Here is an 18,467-nt window from a genome sequence, read left to right on the forward strand (position 1 = left end):
GCCTCCCCATCAACAAACTAACATACATGGTTGCACGATTTTAATGTTGTCTATTTTATGGGGACAATATCAGTAGAGCTGCGCGAGGTTGGAGGGGTGTCGCGCGAGATTGGGGTGGAGCTGCGCGAGGTTGGAGGGGTGTCGCGCGAGTTGAGGCGCTTGTTGCGCGACCTGTCTCGATTACTGCGCGAGTTTCGCCTCGTGCTGCGCGACCTTGCCGATTATCGCGCGAGTTTCGCCGTGAGCTGCGCGACCTCGTCCAATTATTGCGCGAGGCGTGGGCGCGATGGCACACATTGCTGCTTCTGTGCTCAAGTGCGCTATTTTAATTGGTCGATTTTCGGCAGCTGCCGAAAATCATCTTTTAAGATACAAATATACCACGTGAGGAAAGCATACCATTGCGAGAGTTGCGCGAGATCGGCGTGGAGCTGCGCGAGGTTGGAGGGGTGTCGCGCGAGTTGAAGCCCTTGTTGCGCGACCTCCCCCAATTACTGCGCGAGTTTCATCTCGAGCTGCGCGACCTTGCCGATTATCGCGCGAGTTTCGCCGTGAGCTGCGCGACCCCGTCCAATTATTGCGCGAGGCGTGGGCGCGATAGCACACATTGCTGTTTCTGTGCTCAAGTGCGCTATTTTAATTGGTCGATTTTCGGCAGCTGCCGAAAATCATCTTTTAAGCTACGAACATACCACGTGAGGAAGGCATACCATTGTGGGAGTTGCGCGAGGTTGACCAGGAGTTGCGCGAGATCGGGGTGGAGCTGCGCAAGATTGAAGGGGCGTCGCGCGAGTTGAGGCGCTTGTTGCGCGACCTGTCTCGATTACTGCGCGAGTTTCGCCTCGAGCTGCGCGACCTTGCCGATTATCGCGCGAGTTTCATCTCGAGCTGCGCGACCTAGCCAATTATCGCGCGATTTTCCACCTGAGCTGCGCGACCTCCCTCGATGATTGCGTACGTGAGCACTAAAACGATGCGGGCTAGGACAAAAGATGTTTAGTTAAAGAAAAATCCGAACGATGATTCATAAACAATCTGAATCAGTTCGGATTTTTCATTTAGCGCAGGAAAAACACGAAGACTCCTGCGGGATGAAAAGTCTAGATGAGACCCCGCAGTGCGATAAGCACGAGGAGGCTCAGCAGCGCCCGCGGCAAAGAAGACACTGTGAAAGCGACGAAAGGAAGCTTAAACAGATGTCGCGCTTGTGCCTGGCAAGGTGAAAGCGCAGTGTTTTTCCGGAGCGGTGATTACTTCTTAAATATATTGTTCGTATTTAGAAGTGATTTGTTTAGTTATGTCCCAGCCCGCATCGTTTTTCTAGTTATCCTTTTTCTTCCAAGTAATCCTGATGTGCCCACGCTTCATCGCCTTTATAAATGATTTTGTAGTAATCATTCTTTTTGATATAGTCGCCGTTATCGCCAATAGCGCCGCTTACGATATCGCCATTCGTTAAATGGCCGATCGATTCGGTATCTTTATTCGGCTCCGGCCGCACATTCAGAACAGTCCTTATATTGACAACTTCCAATGGGTTTGGTTTTTCAAGGAAATCTCCGGAGACCCAACCGGTTTGTTCATCACTTTTAACTTTGTACCAGTTGCTGTTCCCACTGATAACGACCACGGTGGTTCCTTTAGGAAGCATTGTTTTCACATGGCCCCATGGATACGTGCGGATATTCAGATCAGACGAGGTCGCATAGGTTTCCCCTTCTTCCGATTCATCTATTGCAAATTTATCTTCACCTGTTGGTTTTTGACCGGCATCAGGTGACTGTCGGTATTCCGGTTTCTCAAACTGTAATGCAAAACGGTCCATCAATCCAGCTTTATCGTACATTTTTTCAATTCGTCTGGCTTGAACCGTCGCCCATTCCACATGGGTTGCATATTGATGATTTCCCGGAACTTCCGGATTCCATCGCATTTTATACAGTGTATCCTGCCCTTGACCGATATAGCCATTCGTAATAAAACGGGAACCGCCTATAACGGCTTCTGACGGCGAGAACCACCCTTCTTCATACGCACGTTCGGCACCGCATTCTTTCGGGCAGCTATCATACGCTCCGATACCGAACATATTATAAGTTGTTTTGATGTCTGTTAAATCATCTTTATTGTCAGACGTTACATATTGCGGTTGATGGTTTTTATCGAGACCAACTTTCAGGCCGCCAGCCAATGCGGACGTGCCATCACCTGTTTCATGCAAGGCATGAGCGATCAAATAGATAACATTAATATCATGTTTTTTTCCCGATTCAATAAAAGCTTCAGCCGTTCCTTTTAGGCTGCCTTTATAAGCAAGAATTTGGTCATTGATAGTATCTGCCTTCAAACCTGGTTCATAGGACAGCTTCAGAAATTGAAAAAACTCTGGTGAGCCTTTCTTGAAGTTATTGGGATTGGCGTAGTATGACATTAATTCGTCGCTTGCTATAAATTGACCACCACCGTCCAATTTCGGATACCGTTGCTGACTCATCGCGTAAGAAAAGCTGATATTATACGAGGTGGTCGTATAATTATTTTCAGCTGGGTTATCCGGTTGTGGTGGCTCCTGTCCTGAATCCGACTCTTCATCTGATGAATCGGAGTCTTCATTTGGCTTATCTCCATCCGGGTTATCCGGTTTCGATGAGCCCGACCCTGAGTCCGACTCTTCATCCGATGAATCGGGATCTTCATTTGGCTTGTCTTCTCCCGGGTTGTCCGGATTCGATGCGTCTGACCCTGAATCCGACTCTTCATCTGATGAATCGGAGTCTTCATTTGGCTTGTCTTCTCCCGGGTTGTCCGGTTTCGATGAGCCCGACCCTGAATCCGACTCTTCATCTGATGAATCGGAGCCTTCATTTGGCTTGTCTTCTCCCGGGTTATCCGGTTTCGATGAGCCCGACCCTGAGTCCGACTCTTCATCTGATGAATCGGAGTCTTCATTTGGCTTATCGCCATCCGGATTGTCCGGTTTCGATGAGCCCAACCCTGAGTCCGACTCTTCATCCGATGAATCGGAGTCTTCATTTGGCTTGTCTTCTGGTGTTTCGTCTTCATTCGAGTCATCATTAGCTGATGAGTCCCCGATCATGTCGGTCGAAATCATGGACTGATGTAAAAATGTCGCGAATTGTCCTCGCTTCACCGCTTCTTCTGGCCGAAAATGATCAAGCTGATTGGTTATATCATGCTGTGCCAAAATCTTTACATTTTCGCGGTGCGATTGATTGACATTATCCAGATTGATGTCCGGATTGGTTCCGTCATCCTTTAAGTCAAACGCACTCACAATGGTGGTCGCCATCTGCTCCCGTGTCATATCGGCATTCGGGAGAAATGAACCATTTGATCCCGCGAATATTTCCGGCGTTACCGCTGCAATCTTTGTCGCATACATATCGTTTGCATCGACATCATCATATCGGCTTAAACGTTTCTCCGTGCTCGCTATGTCACTCAGACCTAGCGCCTCATAAAAAAGAATGGCTCCGTGATTTCGCTGCAATTGTTTGTGCACGCCAAACTCACCGTTTTCATAACCGCTTACAACATCTCGTTTTGCCAGTTCCATAATGGCGTCATAATGGGAATTGGACGAATCCACATCATCAAACGATGGGCTTGAAGCCAACGTTAATGCAGGTGTTACCAGTAACATCCCCAACCCAACGACGCCAACCATTATCGTTCGCCATAATTCATGGCTGGTCATGCTTTTTCACCACCTCAAAAAACTCTATTAAACCAATAATAGTCTATTAAAATCTGAAAATAAAGGGGCCTTCTAACTATTTTGCAACCTTTTTAACGGTCATGGTTGCCAACGACCATGGTTCGTGCACTATCCATTCATATAATTATAGAGAAACAGGGAAAAATGCTCTCTACTGATCGGCTGTTCCGGTCGGAATGTGTGATCCGGATACCCTTTGGCCATGTCATTGGCCGCAAGTATATCGATGGAATCATGGGCCCAATGACCGTTCGGGACGTCGGTAAAACGGTCGTTATACGCTCCTGTTAGATCATAGGCTGACACTAACATCGCTGCCATTTGTCCACGGGTAAGTTGACCGCCGGCATCGAAGGATACATCCTCTTTTCCGTTGATAAGATCGAGTTCAGCGGCTTTGGCAATCGCTTCATAGCCATAGGTATCGGCGTGAACGTCTTTAAAGCCGGGGTCGGATACGGTCGCCTGATCACCATCTATGTCCATTTCACTTAATAACATTTGAACAGCTTGCAACCTGGTCACATTTTGGTTTGGTTTGAATGTGCCGTCTGAAAACCCATGAATGATGCCTTGTTGCGTCAGATACTGAATTTCGTTCGCATATCGCTCGACGTCCGGAAATTGTTTGCTGATGCTGATGTCATAAGGGACCGTCGACCAGCGGTGGTGCTTGGTTTGAACATTCAAATAATACGTCCCCGCATCCGCTGTGAATGTATCATGCTCGTCCCCTCCAGCCGCTTGCGCATCCAACGTTGCCATTGGACCATCCGCATCATGTAGTTCTGCCGTCAAATCAAGCGTCTGTGATGGATTAGACAGCTTGATCGTCACTTTACTGCGTTTATCCACCTCCAAACGATACCAGTCGTTATCCATCGAATGATTGATTTTTTCACTGACAGGTTGATCAAACGCCAACGCTTTGGCCGACGCTTGTGTATTCGGTACATCGTCGCTCCAACCGTCCAAATCCATGGTTAAAGCGCGGTGTGCATTCACTTGCCCGTAGCCGAAATAACCAGTCCACTCGGCTTTATCTGGAGACACTGCACTTGCTTCCAATGCTTTTTTTAATTGAACGTTTGACCAACTCGGACGGTGCGCTTTCAGCAAACCACCTATTCCGCTCACAATCGGGGTTGCGTACGATGTCCCTTGATACGTGTCATACCGATCCCCTTTATGTACCGTGTAAATCGATTGTCCTGGTGCTGTCACATCGACTGCATCACCATAATTGGAAAATTCAGCGTGATCGCCTTGTTGGTTTGTTGCAGCAACACCTATAACAGCCGGGTATGCTGCTGGGTAGCTCGGTTCATTTATCGCTTTATTACCGACCGCAGCCACTTGCAAAATACCGGCCTCATAAGCTTTTTGAACAGCATTTTTTTCGAGTTTGCTAGATCGATAGGATACAAAACTCATATTGATAACGTCTGCACCCTGATCGATCGCATACTGAATGCCTTCCAAAATATGATAGACGGATGCCTCACCTGCATTATTAGCAATTTTGACTGGCAGCAATTCAGCGCCTAAGTCAATGCCCGAGACCCCCTCTTCATTGGCGTTGGCAGCAATGACGCCGGCCACAGACGTTCCATGGCCATTATCATCATCCGGATCACGGTCATTATTGACAAAATCATACCCGGATCGGACGCGTCCGTTCAGTTCCGGGTGACCTGCGTCAACACCCGTGTCCAAAACAGCAATCGTGACATCCGATGATCCCGTTTCCACATCCCACGCTTGGGGCATTTGAATGCGGTCCAAATACCACTGTTTGTCATTGCCGATGTCGGATGGGACGGTCGTTTTTTGGCGTATATAGTCCGGTTCGGCCATCGCTACATTGGATGCCTGCTTGATGTCGTCTAACGTCTCTGTGTAATCCATGTGATTCGGAATCCGTACCAGATTATACTGATCGCGCAGAAGTTGTTTGGATGTTATTTCCTGGATCCCCCATTTATCCGCAGCGAAATGGTGATCGTCCTTAACCTGAATAATCACCCGGCGGTTATTCACATCATTTGTCATAGATTGGCTTTCTGCCGCAGCCAATGATCCGGATGGATGAATAAGCATGACGATAAGATTGATCAAAAACATAATAGAAAGTGTTCGTAGGTACATAGGCATCCTCCATGTATAGTAATCTAGTATTTAAGACGACGGCGCTTTGACAGCTCATAACAGTCGTTCCCCTTCCAAACGGCCCGTTAGCTACTGGTTTCAACGTCGACCATGGTGCGATAAATAAAGATGGCAAATTGGGAACGTGTAATCGTTTCGTTTGGCCGGAACGGATCGGCGGTAGTGATATGATTGTGATACATGGTGTTTACTTCCTCCAGATTCCAGATCTTTTTCGCATCGTCAAATGAGTGCATCGATTCAGGTTTCTCGTAGTACGATTCGAACGCTTCACTCATAATTTGAGCCATTTGTGCACGGGTGACATACTCTTTCGGACGCAATTTGCCGCCACCGCCAAGCAAACCATTGTATTCAGCCTTTCGTAACGGCTCACGATAATCGTCAATGGATTCAGCATCCGAGGCTTGTATGTCGTAATCATCCGGGGCGTCCAGGGATAATATGTTAGCCAGAATGACCGCAGCATGCTCTCGTTTCAAACGATCATTGGAACCAAAGTCACCGCTGGGATACCCGTTTGCATAATTTTTCATAGAAACAAAGGCTTGCGCCGCCGCGCGATGATCATCCATCGTGTCGTTAAACACCATATCGTCATGACCGTCATTGATGTAGGCTGATGCGACATACCCTTTAACATCGATCCCTGACACGTGGTAATAAGCAAAGTCGTTGGCGGGGTTTGATGACTCAATGGGATAAGCATTGGTCAACGTTAAAGGGGTATACGGCCATAATGGCGTTGCATCGCCTCTGATGCCGTTATGTCTGATGTTGGCAAAACCTTCCCGTTCATCAATGAAAACCGTGTCGTTCTCGTCATACATTTGCTGGGATGGTGTGGTCGTACCGGTTTCATAATGATCGCTGTCTGGCGGGAAAAAGATCGTGTCGTTATTGTCTTTATAGTTGATATCTATATCCGGGAATTCAAAGTAGGATTCGTTTTCCCCGTAAAGAAGCGATGACTGTTCGATGCGGCGATAGATTTTCTCTTGGTATGTATCGCCTGAATGGATGGTTGGATCATTTGTTTTGGACAGACCATTGTAAGCCATAACGGCAAAATACCAGTCTTCTAAAACGGCTTTATCATGGTCATTCATCTGTGGCAGGAAGTCTAAGTTCCATTTGTTAAGTAACACTTGCGCGCCCACGCGAATGTTATACTCCGAATCCGTTTTCAACTTTTCCTTATCCACATCCATATCAACATTATCCGGTGTCACCTGCATGATGCCAATGCCGCCGTCCGATGATATATGCGGACTCCCGTCGGCATCAAATTGCTTATAATTGGATTCGTTAGCTGCAATCGCTTTTAAAATCTCAGGCGGAATGCCTTGCTCACGAGCCTCATTCGCTATTTTTTGTTTCACGCCACCCACCGGAGGATTCGTATGCCCGTCCGCATAAATCCGGGTAGGCAACAAGACGGTTGTCACAATACATACAGCGGTTACAAATAAAAACGTTTTCTTCACATTTCAAACCTCCTCAAGAAATCAATCACATTTCTATCCATTATAACGTGTTCATAGAATCAGCGCCAGTAGATTTAGAGATTAAGTGCCTGGCACCGAGATTCAGTGCCTGGCACCAAAACGATTGCGAATTGTCTAAATTGTTGAAGTGCCTGGCACCGGAAAGATTCTGAATTGTTAGAGTGCCTGGCACCAAAAAAAACGTTGGAATGAGTGTTGTATCTCATTCCAACGTTTTCTAGATTCAGTGTCTGGCACCTATGGAACATCGACGGATACGGCTGTTGTGTTAATCGTGTTGTCCGTATCGTCTTTAACGGAGAAAATAACGTTGCCTTGGTCGCCGGATTGGACCGTATAGGCTGTGTTATCTGTGATGGTTAAATCTTTATTTCCAGTCCATTCGATTGAACCGACGATCTCATCACCGTCTGTCAGGCCGTCATCACCGTCTTTTTCAATATAGAAGTTATTATCGTCAACGTAAACATTTTCATTCGTGGAAACGTCGACGCCTGTAACGATGCCTGTGTCTTCTTCATAAGAAAGAACCGTTGACGCATTCACGGTTTCGCCGGCTTCTGTCACTGCGTCCGTTGTTTTAAAGGCTATCGCATTCATCTTCGGCGTTGAATTTTTGACAGTCACGGTTTTTTCAGCAACAACCGTACCACCGTAACTGACGTCCAAATCAATCGTTCCGGTTTTGCCTTTAGCCGTCACAACGACGTCATTGTTGCTAACTTGGACATTAGCATTTGTGTCGTTGGAAATTTGAACGGTGTATTCATCAGCGGTTTGTTCTTTTGCAGTGATGGATTCTTGTCCAATTTTAAAGCCGGCTTCATTATATTGATTCAAAGCCAGGCGGACGCTTGAATCCTTATCCCTTTCATCTCCGGTTCCAACGGCATAGGCATCGATGGTAGTATCATCGGACTCGCCTCCGACTACCTCAAATTTACGGTTATCGACATTGAGATCTCCGGACACGTCAACGGATACCGACCCTAATGGATTCCCGTTTTCTTCGTCATATACAGCTACATTGCCTTGACCTTCTACCGAGCCAGTAATAGAAAAGTGTCCCTTGCCATTGTCAATCGCGACGTTGGATGAATGGCCCTCGGCAAATTCAACGATCGGCTTCTGCGTTTCATCCACTTGAACGGTTGGCCGTTTGACGTAAACCTCACCTGTATAAATTTCGCCAAATTGATCCGTCACGGTCAGATCCACTTGCTGCTTACTGCCATTGTCTGCGACGAATTCAACGGAAGACGGATCGACCGTTACATTGGAGGCTTCGCGTGTGTCAGCAGAGACCGTCAATGTAAACGATGTTGTTGTCTCGCCGGTAGAGATGGTTACTTCAGTTGCTCCCGCTTTTATGGTTGTCAGTTCGCCTTCAGAATTAACATACGCAACATCCGGATTCGATGAGTCAATGGAGTAGGCGTCAATAGGATTATTCGCGTCACCTGCTTCTGTTGTTCCTGTAACATCTGTTATGGTCACCGTTTCACCTTCAACAGCTGTTGTGCTGTTTTCAAGAGTGAGATTACCGGCTTGCAACGTGTAGTCATCAATCGATTCGTACGTTGTATCAAAATTTTCCACATTAACGGACACCACGTCGGATTCAGCTACGATGTCTCCATTGTCATCGGAAATAACAACTTGATACTCAAACGTCGTATCTATGTCAAACGAATCTTTTAATTGGCCTGTTGTCGATGTGATGGCCGCACCTTTAACGGCATTGCCATCGTCATCCAGTTTGGTAAAAATCGCACTCGGTGACGTGAATGTAACGTCATATCCGGATTCTTTCAGTTGGTCGACACTGACATTTGTGCCGTCATTGATCGTGAATCCTGCGAGTTGGCCAGGTGTATCATTATCGACGACATCCGTCGTTGCCTCGACACTGTGAACGATGGTCGTGTCAGTAATTTGAAGAGCGCCATGAAGCATGGTTGCAAAGGCACCGCGGGAGATTTCTTCACTTGGATGGAAATCATCGGTTGCAACCGTCAAATCAAGATTAGCCAACACTTGTACGTTGGCTTCATGGGATGGGCCGACGTTGTCCAAATTGATATCGACATCCTCAACCGTGTCGTCATATTGTTTCAGATTAAGACCGCTGACAAGGACGGTAGCCATTTGTGCACGCGTGATGTCGTCGGCCGGATTGAACTTGCCATTACTACCACTGAACGCACCTGCTTCCGTGACCGCAGCAATCTGCTCGGCATACAGGCTGTCAGCGTCAACATCGGAATATGCGCTCAATGCGTCTGACACATCCGATGGCGCTTGAAGATCCAATGCGTTATAAAGCATAACGGCTATCTGCCGGCGGGTTACATTGTCATAAACACCGAATGACCCGTCTTCATAGCCATCAACAATGCCTTGTTCGGCCAAGGCCATAACCCCTTCGTAGTGAGAGTTACTTTCCTGAACGTCCGTAAATTCCGTTGAATCGGCTGATACGGCGGGCGCCACAGCAACAACTGCCGTAGCCGCTGCCATGGATGAGACAGCTACATTACGATATTGCTTCGTATGGGACATATTGGTTTCCCCTCCTGGAATTATGTTCCCCATGATCATAGGGCACGTACTTTATGGTGAGATACAGAACCATCGATTCGTCTATGACTCCATATATCTACCACTATAGCATAATAGAGTTGCAAGCGCCAGTTGCAAGTGCCTGGCACCAAAACAATTGCGAATAGTGCGAATTGATTCAGTGCCTGACACCTTAGTGCATGGCTTGGTACAAAAAGCTGGCTACATGAAGGCGTCTGGTTGGGTCGTGTGGTGAGAATTTTCCGTTTGGCAGTGCTGTGATCCCCTTCTGCGCCATAATACGAATCGTTTCCCTATGTGACGGACTGGCTTGATTTAGATCAGCCACGTCAACGTGTGTGTCTGCTTCGGTCCAGTTAAACGCATTAACCAGCACCGTCGCCATTTGCTCTCGTGTTAGATGTGACGCTGGTTTAAATGCACCACCATCGCCTTGAAATATCCCGTTCTGTTTCAGTGCTGTCACGACTTTTACTAGATACGGATCGTGATAATCAAGCGGTATATCCGTGAAAGGGGCTGATTCGACATTGTCAGGAACGTCCATGCCCAACGCCTGAACAAGCATTTTAGCAGCTTGTGACCGGTCTATATGTTCTCGTGGACCAAAGTGACCATCCGGGTAACCCTTAATAATATGATGACTGTATAACCAAAATGTTTGTCCAAAGTTTGGATGATCGAGCGGTATATCCGTAAAAATGGGTGCCACCGTATTCGTTACTATATTCTTAAATTCTTGGAAACTCGTTGACGGAACGATTCCAAGTCGATTAAGTTGATAAGGGTCATCCCACGATGATACATAACCGTCTTTCACCGTATAGGCTGTTTGAAACCCAGCTTTTTTCAATATCTTTTTAGATTCAGAATTGTACTGACCAAATGGATAAGCAAACAAGGTTACATCGTCATTGTAGTTTGAAAGCGCCTGTCGATTTGCATCAAGATCAGAAATGACAGTATCGGGCGATTTGTATGTAAAAGCTGATTGTCCTTTTATATACCTATGTAACTGATTTGTATGACTTTCCAGTTCAAAAACCTCGTCCGAAATGGCATCAAGCATACGCTCGTCCATATATTGGTGCTTCGCAGGATCCCATTCGTCGCCATAATCTTTATATGTTCGATTGGTAATGATATTTGCGACCCCATGGAGATCATGCTTTTTCATAATGGGCATAGCATAGCGATACACACTTCGAAGACCGTCATCAAATTGAATCATCACACTTTTGCGAGGTAATTGACGATCACCGGCCAAAAAGGCATTCATGTCGTCAACTGAAATTGTGTGATAACCATTTTCCGCCAAATACGTCATCTGCTTTTCAAAACTATCAACCGTGATATAACTTGAATTGTTAGGATGTAACTGTTTTTCCTCTTCCGTCAACAAACCGTGATACATGAGGACTGGAATCTGTGTCGCCGGATCATCTACATCACCCTCAGCTGCATAAGCAATCCTTGGTACCAATACGATAAATGCGAGCAGTACTGCTGATAATCCCGTGATGATATTTCTTTTCATGTTAACCTCCTATTATGACACCATAACGTTTTAAATAGATTATACACCATTTTGGATGGGTATAGGTTCATATATTAATAGAAACAATTTCCACCTAGTGCCTGGCACCAAAACAATTGTGAATAGTTCGAATTGATTCAGTGCCAGGCACCGAGAAAATTTTGAATTGTTAAAGTGCCTGGCACGTATAAACGATTTTCAATAGGGAAACATGTGAGTAAGAATAACGGGGTTTGGACATTTTTTCCTTGAACCTTTTCGGATTTTCAAGCATAATTAATAAGGTATCTAACTTACATGCGAGGTGCTTTGAACTATGTGCAAGTATGAAAGAAATGAGCTTTGTCCATGCGGCAGTGGAAAGAAGTATAAAAAATGCTGCGGAGCCTTTAACATAACCGATTTCAGTTCCCAAGTCATCAACAGAGAACTGGATCGTTTACACCAACAGTTCGTTTCTTTTGCAACGAATAAGCACGACGATACCATTCATAGACAGATAACCCGATATGCGACACGCGACCTCGACAACGATGATATGAATCAAATTTATGAGAGCGGCTTAATGATCTGGATACTGCTGAATGTCGCATGCCTTCAAAGGGGACAAACCCTGTTTGATGCCTTTTATCACACATATCAGTCCCAAATAGAACATCAGGCGAAACATACGTTTAGTCTATGGGGCCATAGCGTTCCTTCTGTGTATGAAGTCATAGACATTGATGAGGCATCCAGCCAATTATTCGTCCGGGAGCTATTGAGTGATACCGCCTACCCGCTTCCAATGGCAGAAGGCGAGACATTCAAACACGGTAGCCTCCTTATCGGAACACTGGTCCCATATTTTGACCGATTCAACTTTTTTTACAGCATCGTCAAGCTGTATGCCTATAATAAAGAAAACGTCATAACGTTATTACAGCACTATTCCAGTAAAGATGATGGTTTGAAGACGCATTTTCCTGACTTTTTAGCCGAGGCCCTTTCACTTGAAACAGACGCGGATGATGCCAATCCGCAACGAGGGCAGGTTGTCCAATTGTTTGCCAATCATATGGTTGACAAAGACATATCCGATGACATCATTCTTCAGGGCATTGACCTGTGGAATGACTATTGCAAACAGGCAAAGCCGTCCTTCGTCAAAAGCGAATCCTATGCGGCGGCCCTGGAATACTTTGTACAAAAAACCATTTTAAATAATACGTCTATGACACAAGGACAAGTGGCCAGTGAATATGATGCTTCCCCAGGAACGGTTTCAGCGCATTACCGGAAACTTTCCCAAACGCTGGCGAGCAATACAACGCCATAACGAAAGACTCTGTGTCACCGACGACAATCAAAAATCCGAACTGATTCAAACGTCTTCCATTTAGATATTGAATCAGTTCGGATTTTTTTATAATCGATACGGTTAAACGTTAACGATCGCTGCGGAAAAATACGCTGTCGCATGGTTCAGCCAGTCCCAGCCTTTAGTCACTAGCATTAGTTTTGCTGGGACTGATAGAGAAACGTAGCGAATTGGCCGCGTGTAACGGGTTCATTCGGGCGAAAGTCGTCCAGCTGGTTCGTAATGCCGAGATTGGCAAGTGTCTGAACGTTTTCCTTATGCGACGGAGCTACGTTCGATAGATTAATATCCACGTCGTCCCCTTTTTTCTCCAAATCAAATGCAGATACCAATGTAGAGGCCATTTGTTGCCGGGTCAGCTGTTTCTCCGGCATATAGTTGCCATCACTGCCGTTGAAGATTCCTGCTTGTCCTACAGCGGCTATATAGGATGCATATAGGTCATCAGCCTCAATGTCTTTAAAATAGTCCGTAACGGCTGATGCATCCGGCCTTTCAAGGTTCTGAACGTTTGTAAACATAATCGCTGCATGCGGGCGGTTCAAAATTTTACCGACGCCGTATGAGCCATCTTCATACCCTTGTATGCCTTGTTTGGTGAGCCACTCAATGCCGTCGGCGTGCGTGTCATCCCGGTTCACATCCGTATACAGATAATAAGGCTTGTCTGATGTCGATACTGCCATCAGCGCCGAAATCACGCCTCGCTGTCGCCCGTCAGATGGCCGGTTTGCCACTTGCACAGTGTCATAGCCCGGGTACCGTATATCCATCGTCGTCGAGCCGCCTCCATCAAGATTCAGCGCCCGATCGGCACCTAATCGGACGGCATACTTGGCAAATTGCGAAAGTGTCATGCCTGCTGCATAGCCTGATTGTCGCCCATCAGCCGTTATGAAAAAGACCGTGTCGCCGGATTCATCAATAGCGACCGCCGTTCTGGGGGCCTTCAATCTAGCGCGCCAGCTGTTCGGATTCATCGACAAGTTGACGTGACCATCCTTCACAAGCATCGGTCCACTTGTGAGCATAAACGATGACCCTTTCCATTTATTGTCAATATCCACATTGAAAGACACGTTGTCACCCTTTTCCATATTGTCAAGTGGGCCCATGGCTTTACGGTGCGCGGATAATACAAACCCATTCTCCGGGATGTCAGCACTGTCGGTGTCGCCGTATTGACGCACGGCTGTTACCGTGCCTTGATACGATGATCCAAACGTAAGAGCCGGTTTTTCATCCGTTTTTACGACGACTTCCATACCGTATTGATTCGTTTGCGTCGTATTCCCATGAAACGCTGAGGTATACAGCGTCACACCGTCTTCGGTCCGGGGTTTATTGGCACTTATCATCTTGTGTTTTTTCCCTTGGTATGTATAATTAAGCGTCAAATGATAATCGTCAATCATTCCTTTGCCGTGTCTATTCATCCCAAAAGCAATCGGCTCATTAACATAACTGTTTTGATTGCTGGATACTTGTTGCCCCGCAAATGTCAATTTATTATCTTTGGATATAAGATACATGGGGATCCGCGGGACCGTGTGGTAAAAGGATGCGTTCACGGCACTGACAACACGATGGTCATTGCGATGGTAGTTCATCACTAGTGACGTGGTCGTTAACAGCTTGTTCAACCCGTCCGGAAATCCTACCTCCACCGATGTATCTGTACGACTTGTGTCGATCGCCGTCACTCGTACCGCTTGTTCGCCTGAACCGTTGGATAAACGGATATCCTTGTATTGAACCCCTTTTGACACGGGGAATTGTTCCTGAACCGATTGCGATGCCGACGCGTCTCCGGGCATACCAAGAACCATCGACCATAGCAACAAAACGGCTGACTGCAATAATAATACGCTCGTCACTCTCTGTCGTTTCATTCGATGTTATCCCTTCTTTATTTCATAGATTTATAGTCTATTATACTACGAAGTAATAAAAAAGAAAAACCCGAACCGGTTCAAATGAGTTATGAATCGCCGTTCGGGTTTTTTCTTAATTAAACGTTTTTTGTTTTAGCTTCGAACTGTTTTGATCAGTCCGGTTACGATACGTCCTGTTCCATTGGTTTTGTTGGCATCATGCCTTCCAATTCTTCCACTGGAACAGTTTCATCCGCATCCGGTGTATCAATGGAAATGTCGCCATTGATATTGCGTTTGGTTTGATCAGCGGAAAGACTCACGCCAAATGTCTCCCCTTCGGCACTCACATCCACGTCCAGATCAACGGTATCATGAACGATATAGTTTTGATCGTTTATCGCCACATATTCTTCAAACGTATTAATCTGCAACGTATCGTCGATTTCGGATGTAATGGTGTCGATGTTTTCTTTCATAGTTTCAAATTCTTTCTGCGCCTGCTTGATGTCTTCTTCCGTCAGACCAAGCGCCTCGGAGTATTCCGGTTTTTCCAGAATGTCAAAGAATCCCGGCACAAAGCCTGTCAGCAATGTTTCCATAAATGGCTGCAATTCGTCATCCGTCAATTCGAAGTGAAGCACGTGCTCAGCATTGACGTCTTCCGGAAGATCGTAGGATCCGGCTTCTGCTTTATCATAGTAGTCATTGCCAAACGTATCGATAAATAGGTCTTGGACAGCCATTGCCAATTCGGTTTGCACATCGGTATCAATGGATGGCTGGCCTTGCATCTCCTGAAGCTCCTGCATGTCAAATTCGATAAATTTGCCATCCAGCTCTTCTGGCATTGGCGCAGCAGGTGTTTGCGGGAACTTCATCCACATTTTTTCTTCCGTCATGATCATCGGAATGGTGATCGTCGTCTCCATATCACCTTTCATAGTAACGTCAACCGACGCGTCGAGCATCATCGGATCTTTTTGATAGGAACCGCTGATGTCCACTTGTATATCCTCAAGCATCATGCCCATTGCTTTTTCTTCCTGCGTCGTCTTCATTGATTCAGGAAGTGACAGCTCGATGTTGGCATTGCCCTCGAACTCATACGAATCCAGTTCCTGTTCGTTCCCGTATGCTTTCTTCAACAGCTCAGTCACTTCGGTATTGTTATCGTTACCGTTGTCATCGCCGTTTCCGTTACCGTCGTCGTTACCATTATCGTTGTCCGTCTCATCGTCCTTACTATCGAGGGACTGCGCAAGCATTACGCTGAACTGAGCCCGGGAGATATTTTCATTCGGGCTGAAATCCTTCAGCTGATTCGTAATCTTTAAATCAGCCAGCACTTGCACATTGTCCTCGTGACTCGAGCTGACATTACTGAGATTGATATCTACGCTCTCTTCACCGCTTTCCAGGTTGAATGCACTGACAAGAACCGAAGCCATTTGCTGGCGTGTCAAATTCTTATCCGGCATAAACGCACCATCACTGCCGCTCATGATTCCCGATTTCCCGGCAGCCGCTATGTAGTCGGCATATGGATGATCGGGTTGAATATCGTCAAAATAGTTGGTCACAGCATCGCTATCCGGCTTTTCCAGATCCTTTGCATTGACCAGTATAATAGCCGCTTGAGCTCTGGTCAGGTTATCATTCACACCGAATGAACCGTCCTCATAGCCGTCTATGACACCTGTATTAGCAAAACGGTTAATCGCATCCGCGGCCCAAAAATCCTCGGGCACATCGGAAAATGACGTTTCGGCGTCCGCCTTCGCACCCGGAGCGAGCAGGCTTACCACAACAGCAAATACAGCAACCCAAATTCCTCTTTTGAACATCTTTCTGTCTCTCCTCTCCTTTATGCTGTGAAATGTGCCAGACACTACGAAACTTTCAAACTATTCGAGTGCCCAGTGTTTTCCAATATAACATAAACTGATAGCGCGTTCCAGAAAATCGATCGTGTGCCTGGCACCGCGTGTGCCTCGTGCCTGGCACCGGGACAATTCTGAATTGTGTGCGTGCCTGGCACCGAAAGAATTGCGAATTGTGTGCGTGCCTGGCACTGTGGAAAATCGGTGGCACCCTGCATCCCTGTGTGATATACTTTGTTCGTGTGTGTGCAGTTCTCCAATAGAAAGAGCGGGGATGATCATTGACCGACAAACGTAACTATGTACCTATAGCATTGTTTACAGGCATTTTTTTATTTTATTTTTTCATTGCTTTCCAGACGCCTTATACCGGTGATGACTGGACGTGGGGCACTGAACGGGGCATGACGCGCCTGGACAATCTTTTCGCCGATTATAATGGCCGGTATCTCAGTAATATCATTGAAATTTTAGCCACTCGCTTCGCATTCCTGCGGTACGTGGTGCTGAGCCTATTTGCAACGGCATTGGTTTATGTCATTGGGCGCGTAACCAGTCAGGACAACAACCTGCTTTATTGGCTATTGGCGTTTCTATTTATGCTGCTTTTGCCGACAGACATTTACGCACAAACCTTTGGATGGACAGCCGGGTTCGTTAATTATGTTCCATCGATGGTGTTACTCATTCTCTATATCATGATGGTAAAAAATATTTTCTCCGACGAGCCGCCCACTTATCGGACGTGGCAAGTGTATGCGGCCATTCCTCTCGGTCTATCCACGCAATTGATCGTTGAGCATGTGACGATATTTTCGATTGTCATCGCGTGCATGGTCGTTGTGTATACCGTCGTTGTGCATCGAACGGTTTGTCGTGTTCATCTCGTCTATTTGCTGTCATCAGTCATTGGTGCGGTTATCATGTTTTCAAACAGTGCGTACTGGAATATACTGAACGGACAGGACAAACATGCGTACAGGGAGATTAAGAACGGAGCGGACGCCGGAATTTTAGGCAAATCCTATGACGTGTTCTCCGGCGATATGTATCGCTATTTATTCATCGATAACCCCGCTATTCATTTATTTATTGGCGTCATGATTATGATTCTCGTTGTGCATGGAGCTTCTCGATCACGCGTGAGTCAAGTCGTAAAGCCAATCGTGCTTCTGGGCGTCGGGGGCTTCGTATTATATGTCGTCATTTTTCAGCACATGTTAGGAAATGCTTATTTGGGACCCTTGACCAATGATGCGGAGGCGTTATTAAGCGCGTTCTATTTCATAGCGGTCAGCCTGTCTGTTATGGTTTTCGTGAAAGATTCTCCGGCTCGCAATCGGCTGTTGCTATATGTGCTTGGTATTGTGTTATTATCCGCGCCATTTGCCTATGTGACGCCTTATGGTCCGAGAGCTGCATTGGCGTCCTATATATTTATGGTCCTACTCGGGTTGGAGTTGTTTGCGTATAACAAAAAATGGCATGCGTGGGGCAGCAAACCGCTTCGTTCCGCATTGATCAGTCTGGTAGTAGCGGCTGTTGTGGCCTATGTCGGTATCTTTTCCACGATTGGGCATGCTAACGAGAAAAGGCTCACCCATTTGCAGACCCAAGCCGTGACGACGGACCAGCCCATCTATCTTCCGGAGCTGCCATTTTCGTCCTTTATGTGGTTTTCTACCCCACCAGACGCGCATTTTAATCGGATGTTCAAACGATTTTACGGCGTACCGGAAAAGCAGGATGTCCGGTTCATTCCTTATGCCGAATGGAACAGAAAACATTAAGTGTCTCACGACTACAAGCAAGGA

10 protein-coding genes are annotated in these 18,467 nt (G+C 46.5%); 3 read left to right on the top strand and 7 right to left on the bottom strand.

The genetic code is table 11. The features are described 5' to 3' along the window. Positions 1 to 712: 712 nt before the first annotated feature. Positions 713 to 901, top strand: coding sequence for a hypothetical protein (locus ABDZ72_RS04945; RefSeq protein ID WP_343751526.1), 189 nt, complete (start codon positions 713 to 715; stop codon positions 899 to 901). Positions 902 to 1,324: 423 nt separating this feature from the next. Here ABDZ72_RS04945 and ABDZ72_RS04950 read toward each other — a convergent pair whose 3' ends face one another. From ABDZ72_RS04950 to ABDZ72_RS04970, 5 genes are all read right to left on the bottom strand, one after another. Continuing rightward, a complete protein-coding gene (locus ABDZ72_RS04950; RefSeq protein ID WP_343751527.1) occupies positions 1,325 to 3,718 on the bottom strand; it encodes an S-layer homology domain-containing protein in 2,394 nt (797 codons plus the stop codon). 129 nt (positions 3,719 to 3,847) lie between these two features. Then, complete coding sequence (locus tag ABDZ72_RS04955; RefSeq protein WP_343751528.1) at positions 3,848 to 5,887, bottom strand: S8 family serine peptidase; 2,040 nt, start codon at positions 5,885 to 5,887, stop codon at positions 3,848 to 3,850. Positions 5,888 to 5,973: 86 nt separating this feature from the next. Then, on the bottom strand, positions 5,974 to 7,395 hold the full coding sequence (locus ABDZ72_RS04960) for an S-layer homology domain-containing protein (protein ID WP_343751529.1): 1,422 nt from the start codon (positions 7,393 to 7,395) through the stop codon (positions 5,974 to 5,976). A 258-nt stretch (positions 7,396 to 7,653) separates the two neighbouring features. Next, positions 7,654 to 9,978 carry an S-layer homology domain-containing protein gene (locus tag ABDZ72_RS04965; RefSeq protein ID WP_343751530.1) on the bottom strand — a complete coding sequence of 775 codons (2,325 nt, stop codon included), beginning with the start codon at positions 9,976 to 9,978 and terminating at the stop codon, positions 7,654 to 7,656. 193 nt (positions 9,979 to 10,171) lie between these two features. Then, positions 10,172 to 11,536, bottom strand: a complete 1,365-nt coding sequence (locus ABDZ72_RS04970; protein WP_343751531.1) for an S-layer homology domain-containing protein — start codon at positions 11,534 to 11,536, stop codon at positions 10,172 to 10,174. A gap of 316 nt (positions 11,537 to 11,852) precedes the next feature. Between ABDZ72_RS04970 and ABDZ72_RS04975 the strand changes: the two genes are divergently transcribed. After that, positions 11,853 to 12,854 (top strand): SEC-C domain-containing protein, encoded by a 1,002-nt coding sequence (locus ABDZ72_RS04975; RefSeq protein WP_343751532.1) that lies wholly within the window; start codon positions 11,853 to 11,855, stop codon positions 12,852 to 12,854. A gap of 176 nt (positions 12,855 to 13,030) precedes the next feature. Here the strand turns inward: ABDZ72_RS04975 and ABDZ72_RS04980 are convergent, their stop codons facing one another. Both ABDZ72_RS04980 and ABDZ72_RS04985 read right to left on the bottom strand, forming a co-directional pair. Beyond that, positions 13,031 to 14,788 (bottom strand): phosphodiester glycosidase family protein, encoded by a 1,758-nt coding sequence (locus ABDZ72_RS04980; RefSeq protein WP_343751533.1) that lies wholly within the window; start codon positions 14,786 to 14,788, stop codon positions 13,031 to 13,033. Positions 14,789 to 14,952: 164 nt separating this feature from the next. Then, positions 14,953 to 16,617 (bottom strand): S-layer homology domain-containing protein, encoded by a 1,665-nt coding sequence (locus tag ABDZ72_RS04985; protein WP_343751534.1) that lies wholly within the window; start codon positions 16,615 to 16,617, stop codon positions 14,953 to 14,955. Between the two features lie 317 nt (positions 16,618 to 16,934). On the opposite strand from ABDZ72_RS04985, the gene ABDZ72_RS04990 reads away from it, so the two are divergent. After that, positions 16,935 to 18,443: a DUF6056 family protein gene (locus tag ABDZ72_RS04990; protein ID WP_343751535.1), complete on the top strand. Its 1,509-nt coding sequence runs from the start codon at positions 16,935 to 16,937 to the stop codon at positions 18,441 to 18,443. Positions 18,444 to 18,467 lie beyond the last annotated feature (24 nt).

Origin of the sequence: Lentibacillus halophilus, from assembly GCF_039522485.1 — a bacterium.
GTDB classification, from domain to species: Bacteria; Bacillota; Bacilli; order Bacillales; family Amphibacillaceae; genus Lentibacillus; species Lentibacillus halophilus.

What these genes read in the sequence shown, in the direction of transcription:
- ABDZ72_RS04950 (WP_343751527.1), bottom strand. Translation starts at nt 3,718, where the DNA reads ATGACCAGCCATGAATTATGGCGAACGATAATGGTTGGCGTCGTTGGG.
- ABDZ72_RS04955 (WP_343751528.1), bottom strand. Translation starts at nt 5,887, where the DNA reads ATGTACCTACGAACACTTTCTATTATGTTTTTGATCAATCTTATCGTC.
- ABDZ72_RS04965 (WP_343751530.1), bottom strand. Translation starts at nt 9,978, where the DNA reads ATGTCCCATACGAAGCAATATCGTAATGTAGCTGTCTCATCCATGGCA.
- ABDZ72_RS04970 (WP_343751531.1), bottom strand. Translation starts at nt 11,536, where the DNA reads ATGAAAAGAAATATCATCACGGGATTATCAGCAGTACTGCTCGCATTT.
- ABDZ72_RS04975 (WP_343751532.1), top strand. Translation starts at nt 11,853, where the DNA reads ATGTGCAAGTATGAAAGAAATGAGCTTTGTCCATGCGGCAGTGGAAAG.
- ABDZ72_RS04980 (WP_343751533.1), bottom strand. Translation starts at nt 14,788, where the DNA reads ATGAAACGACAGAGAGTGACGAGCGTATTATTATTGCAGTCAGCCGTT.
- ABDZ72_RS04985 (WP_343751534.1), bottom strand. Translation starts at nt 16,617, where the DNA reads ATGTTCAAAAGAGGAATTTGGGTTGCTGTATTTGCTGTTGTGGTAAGC.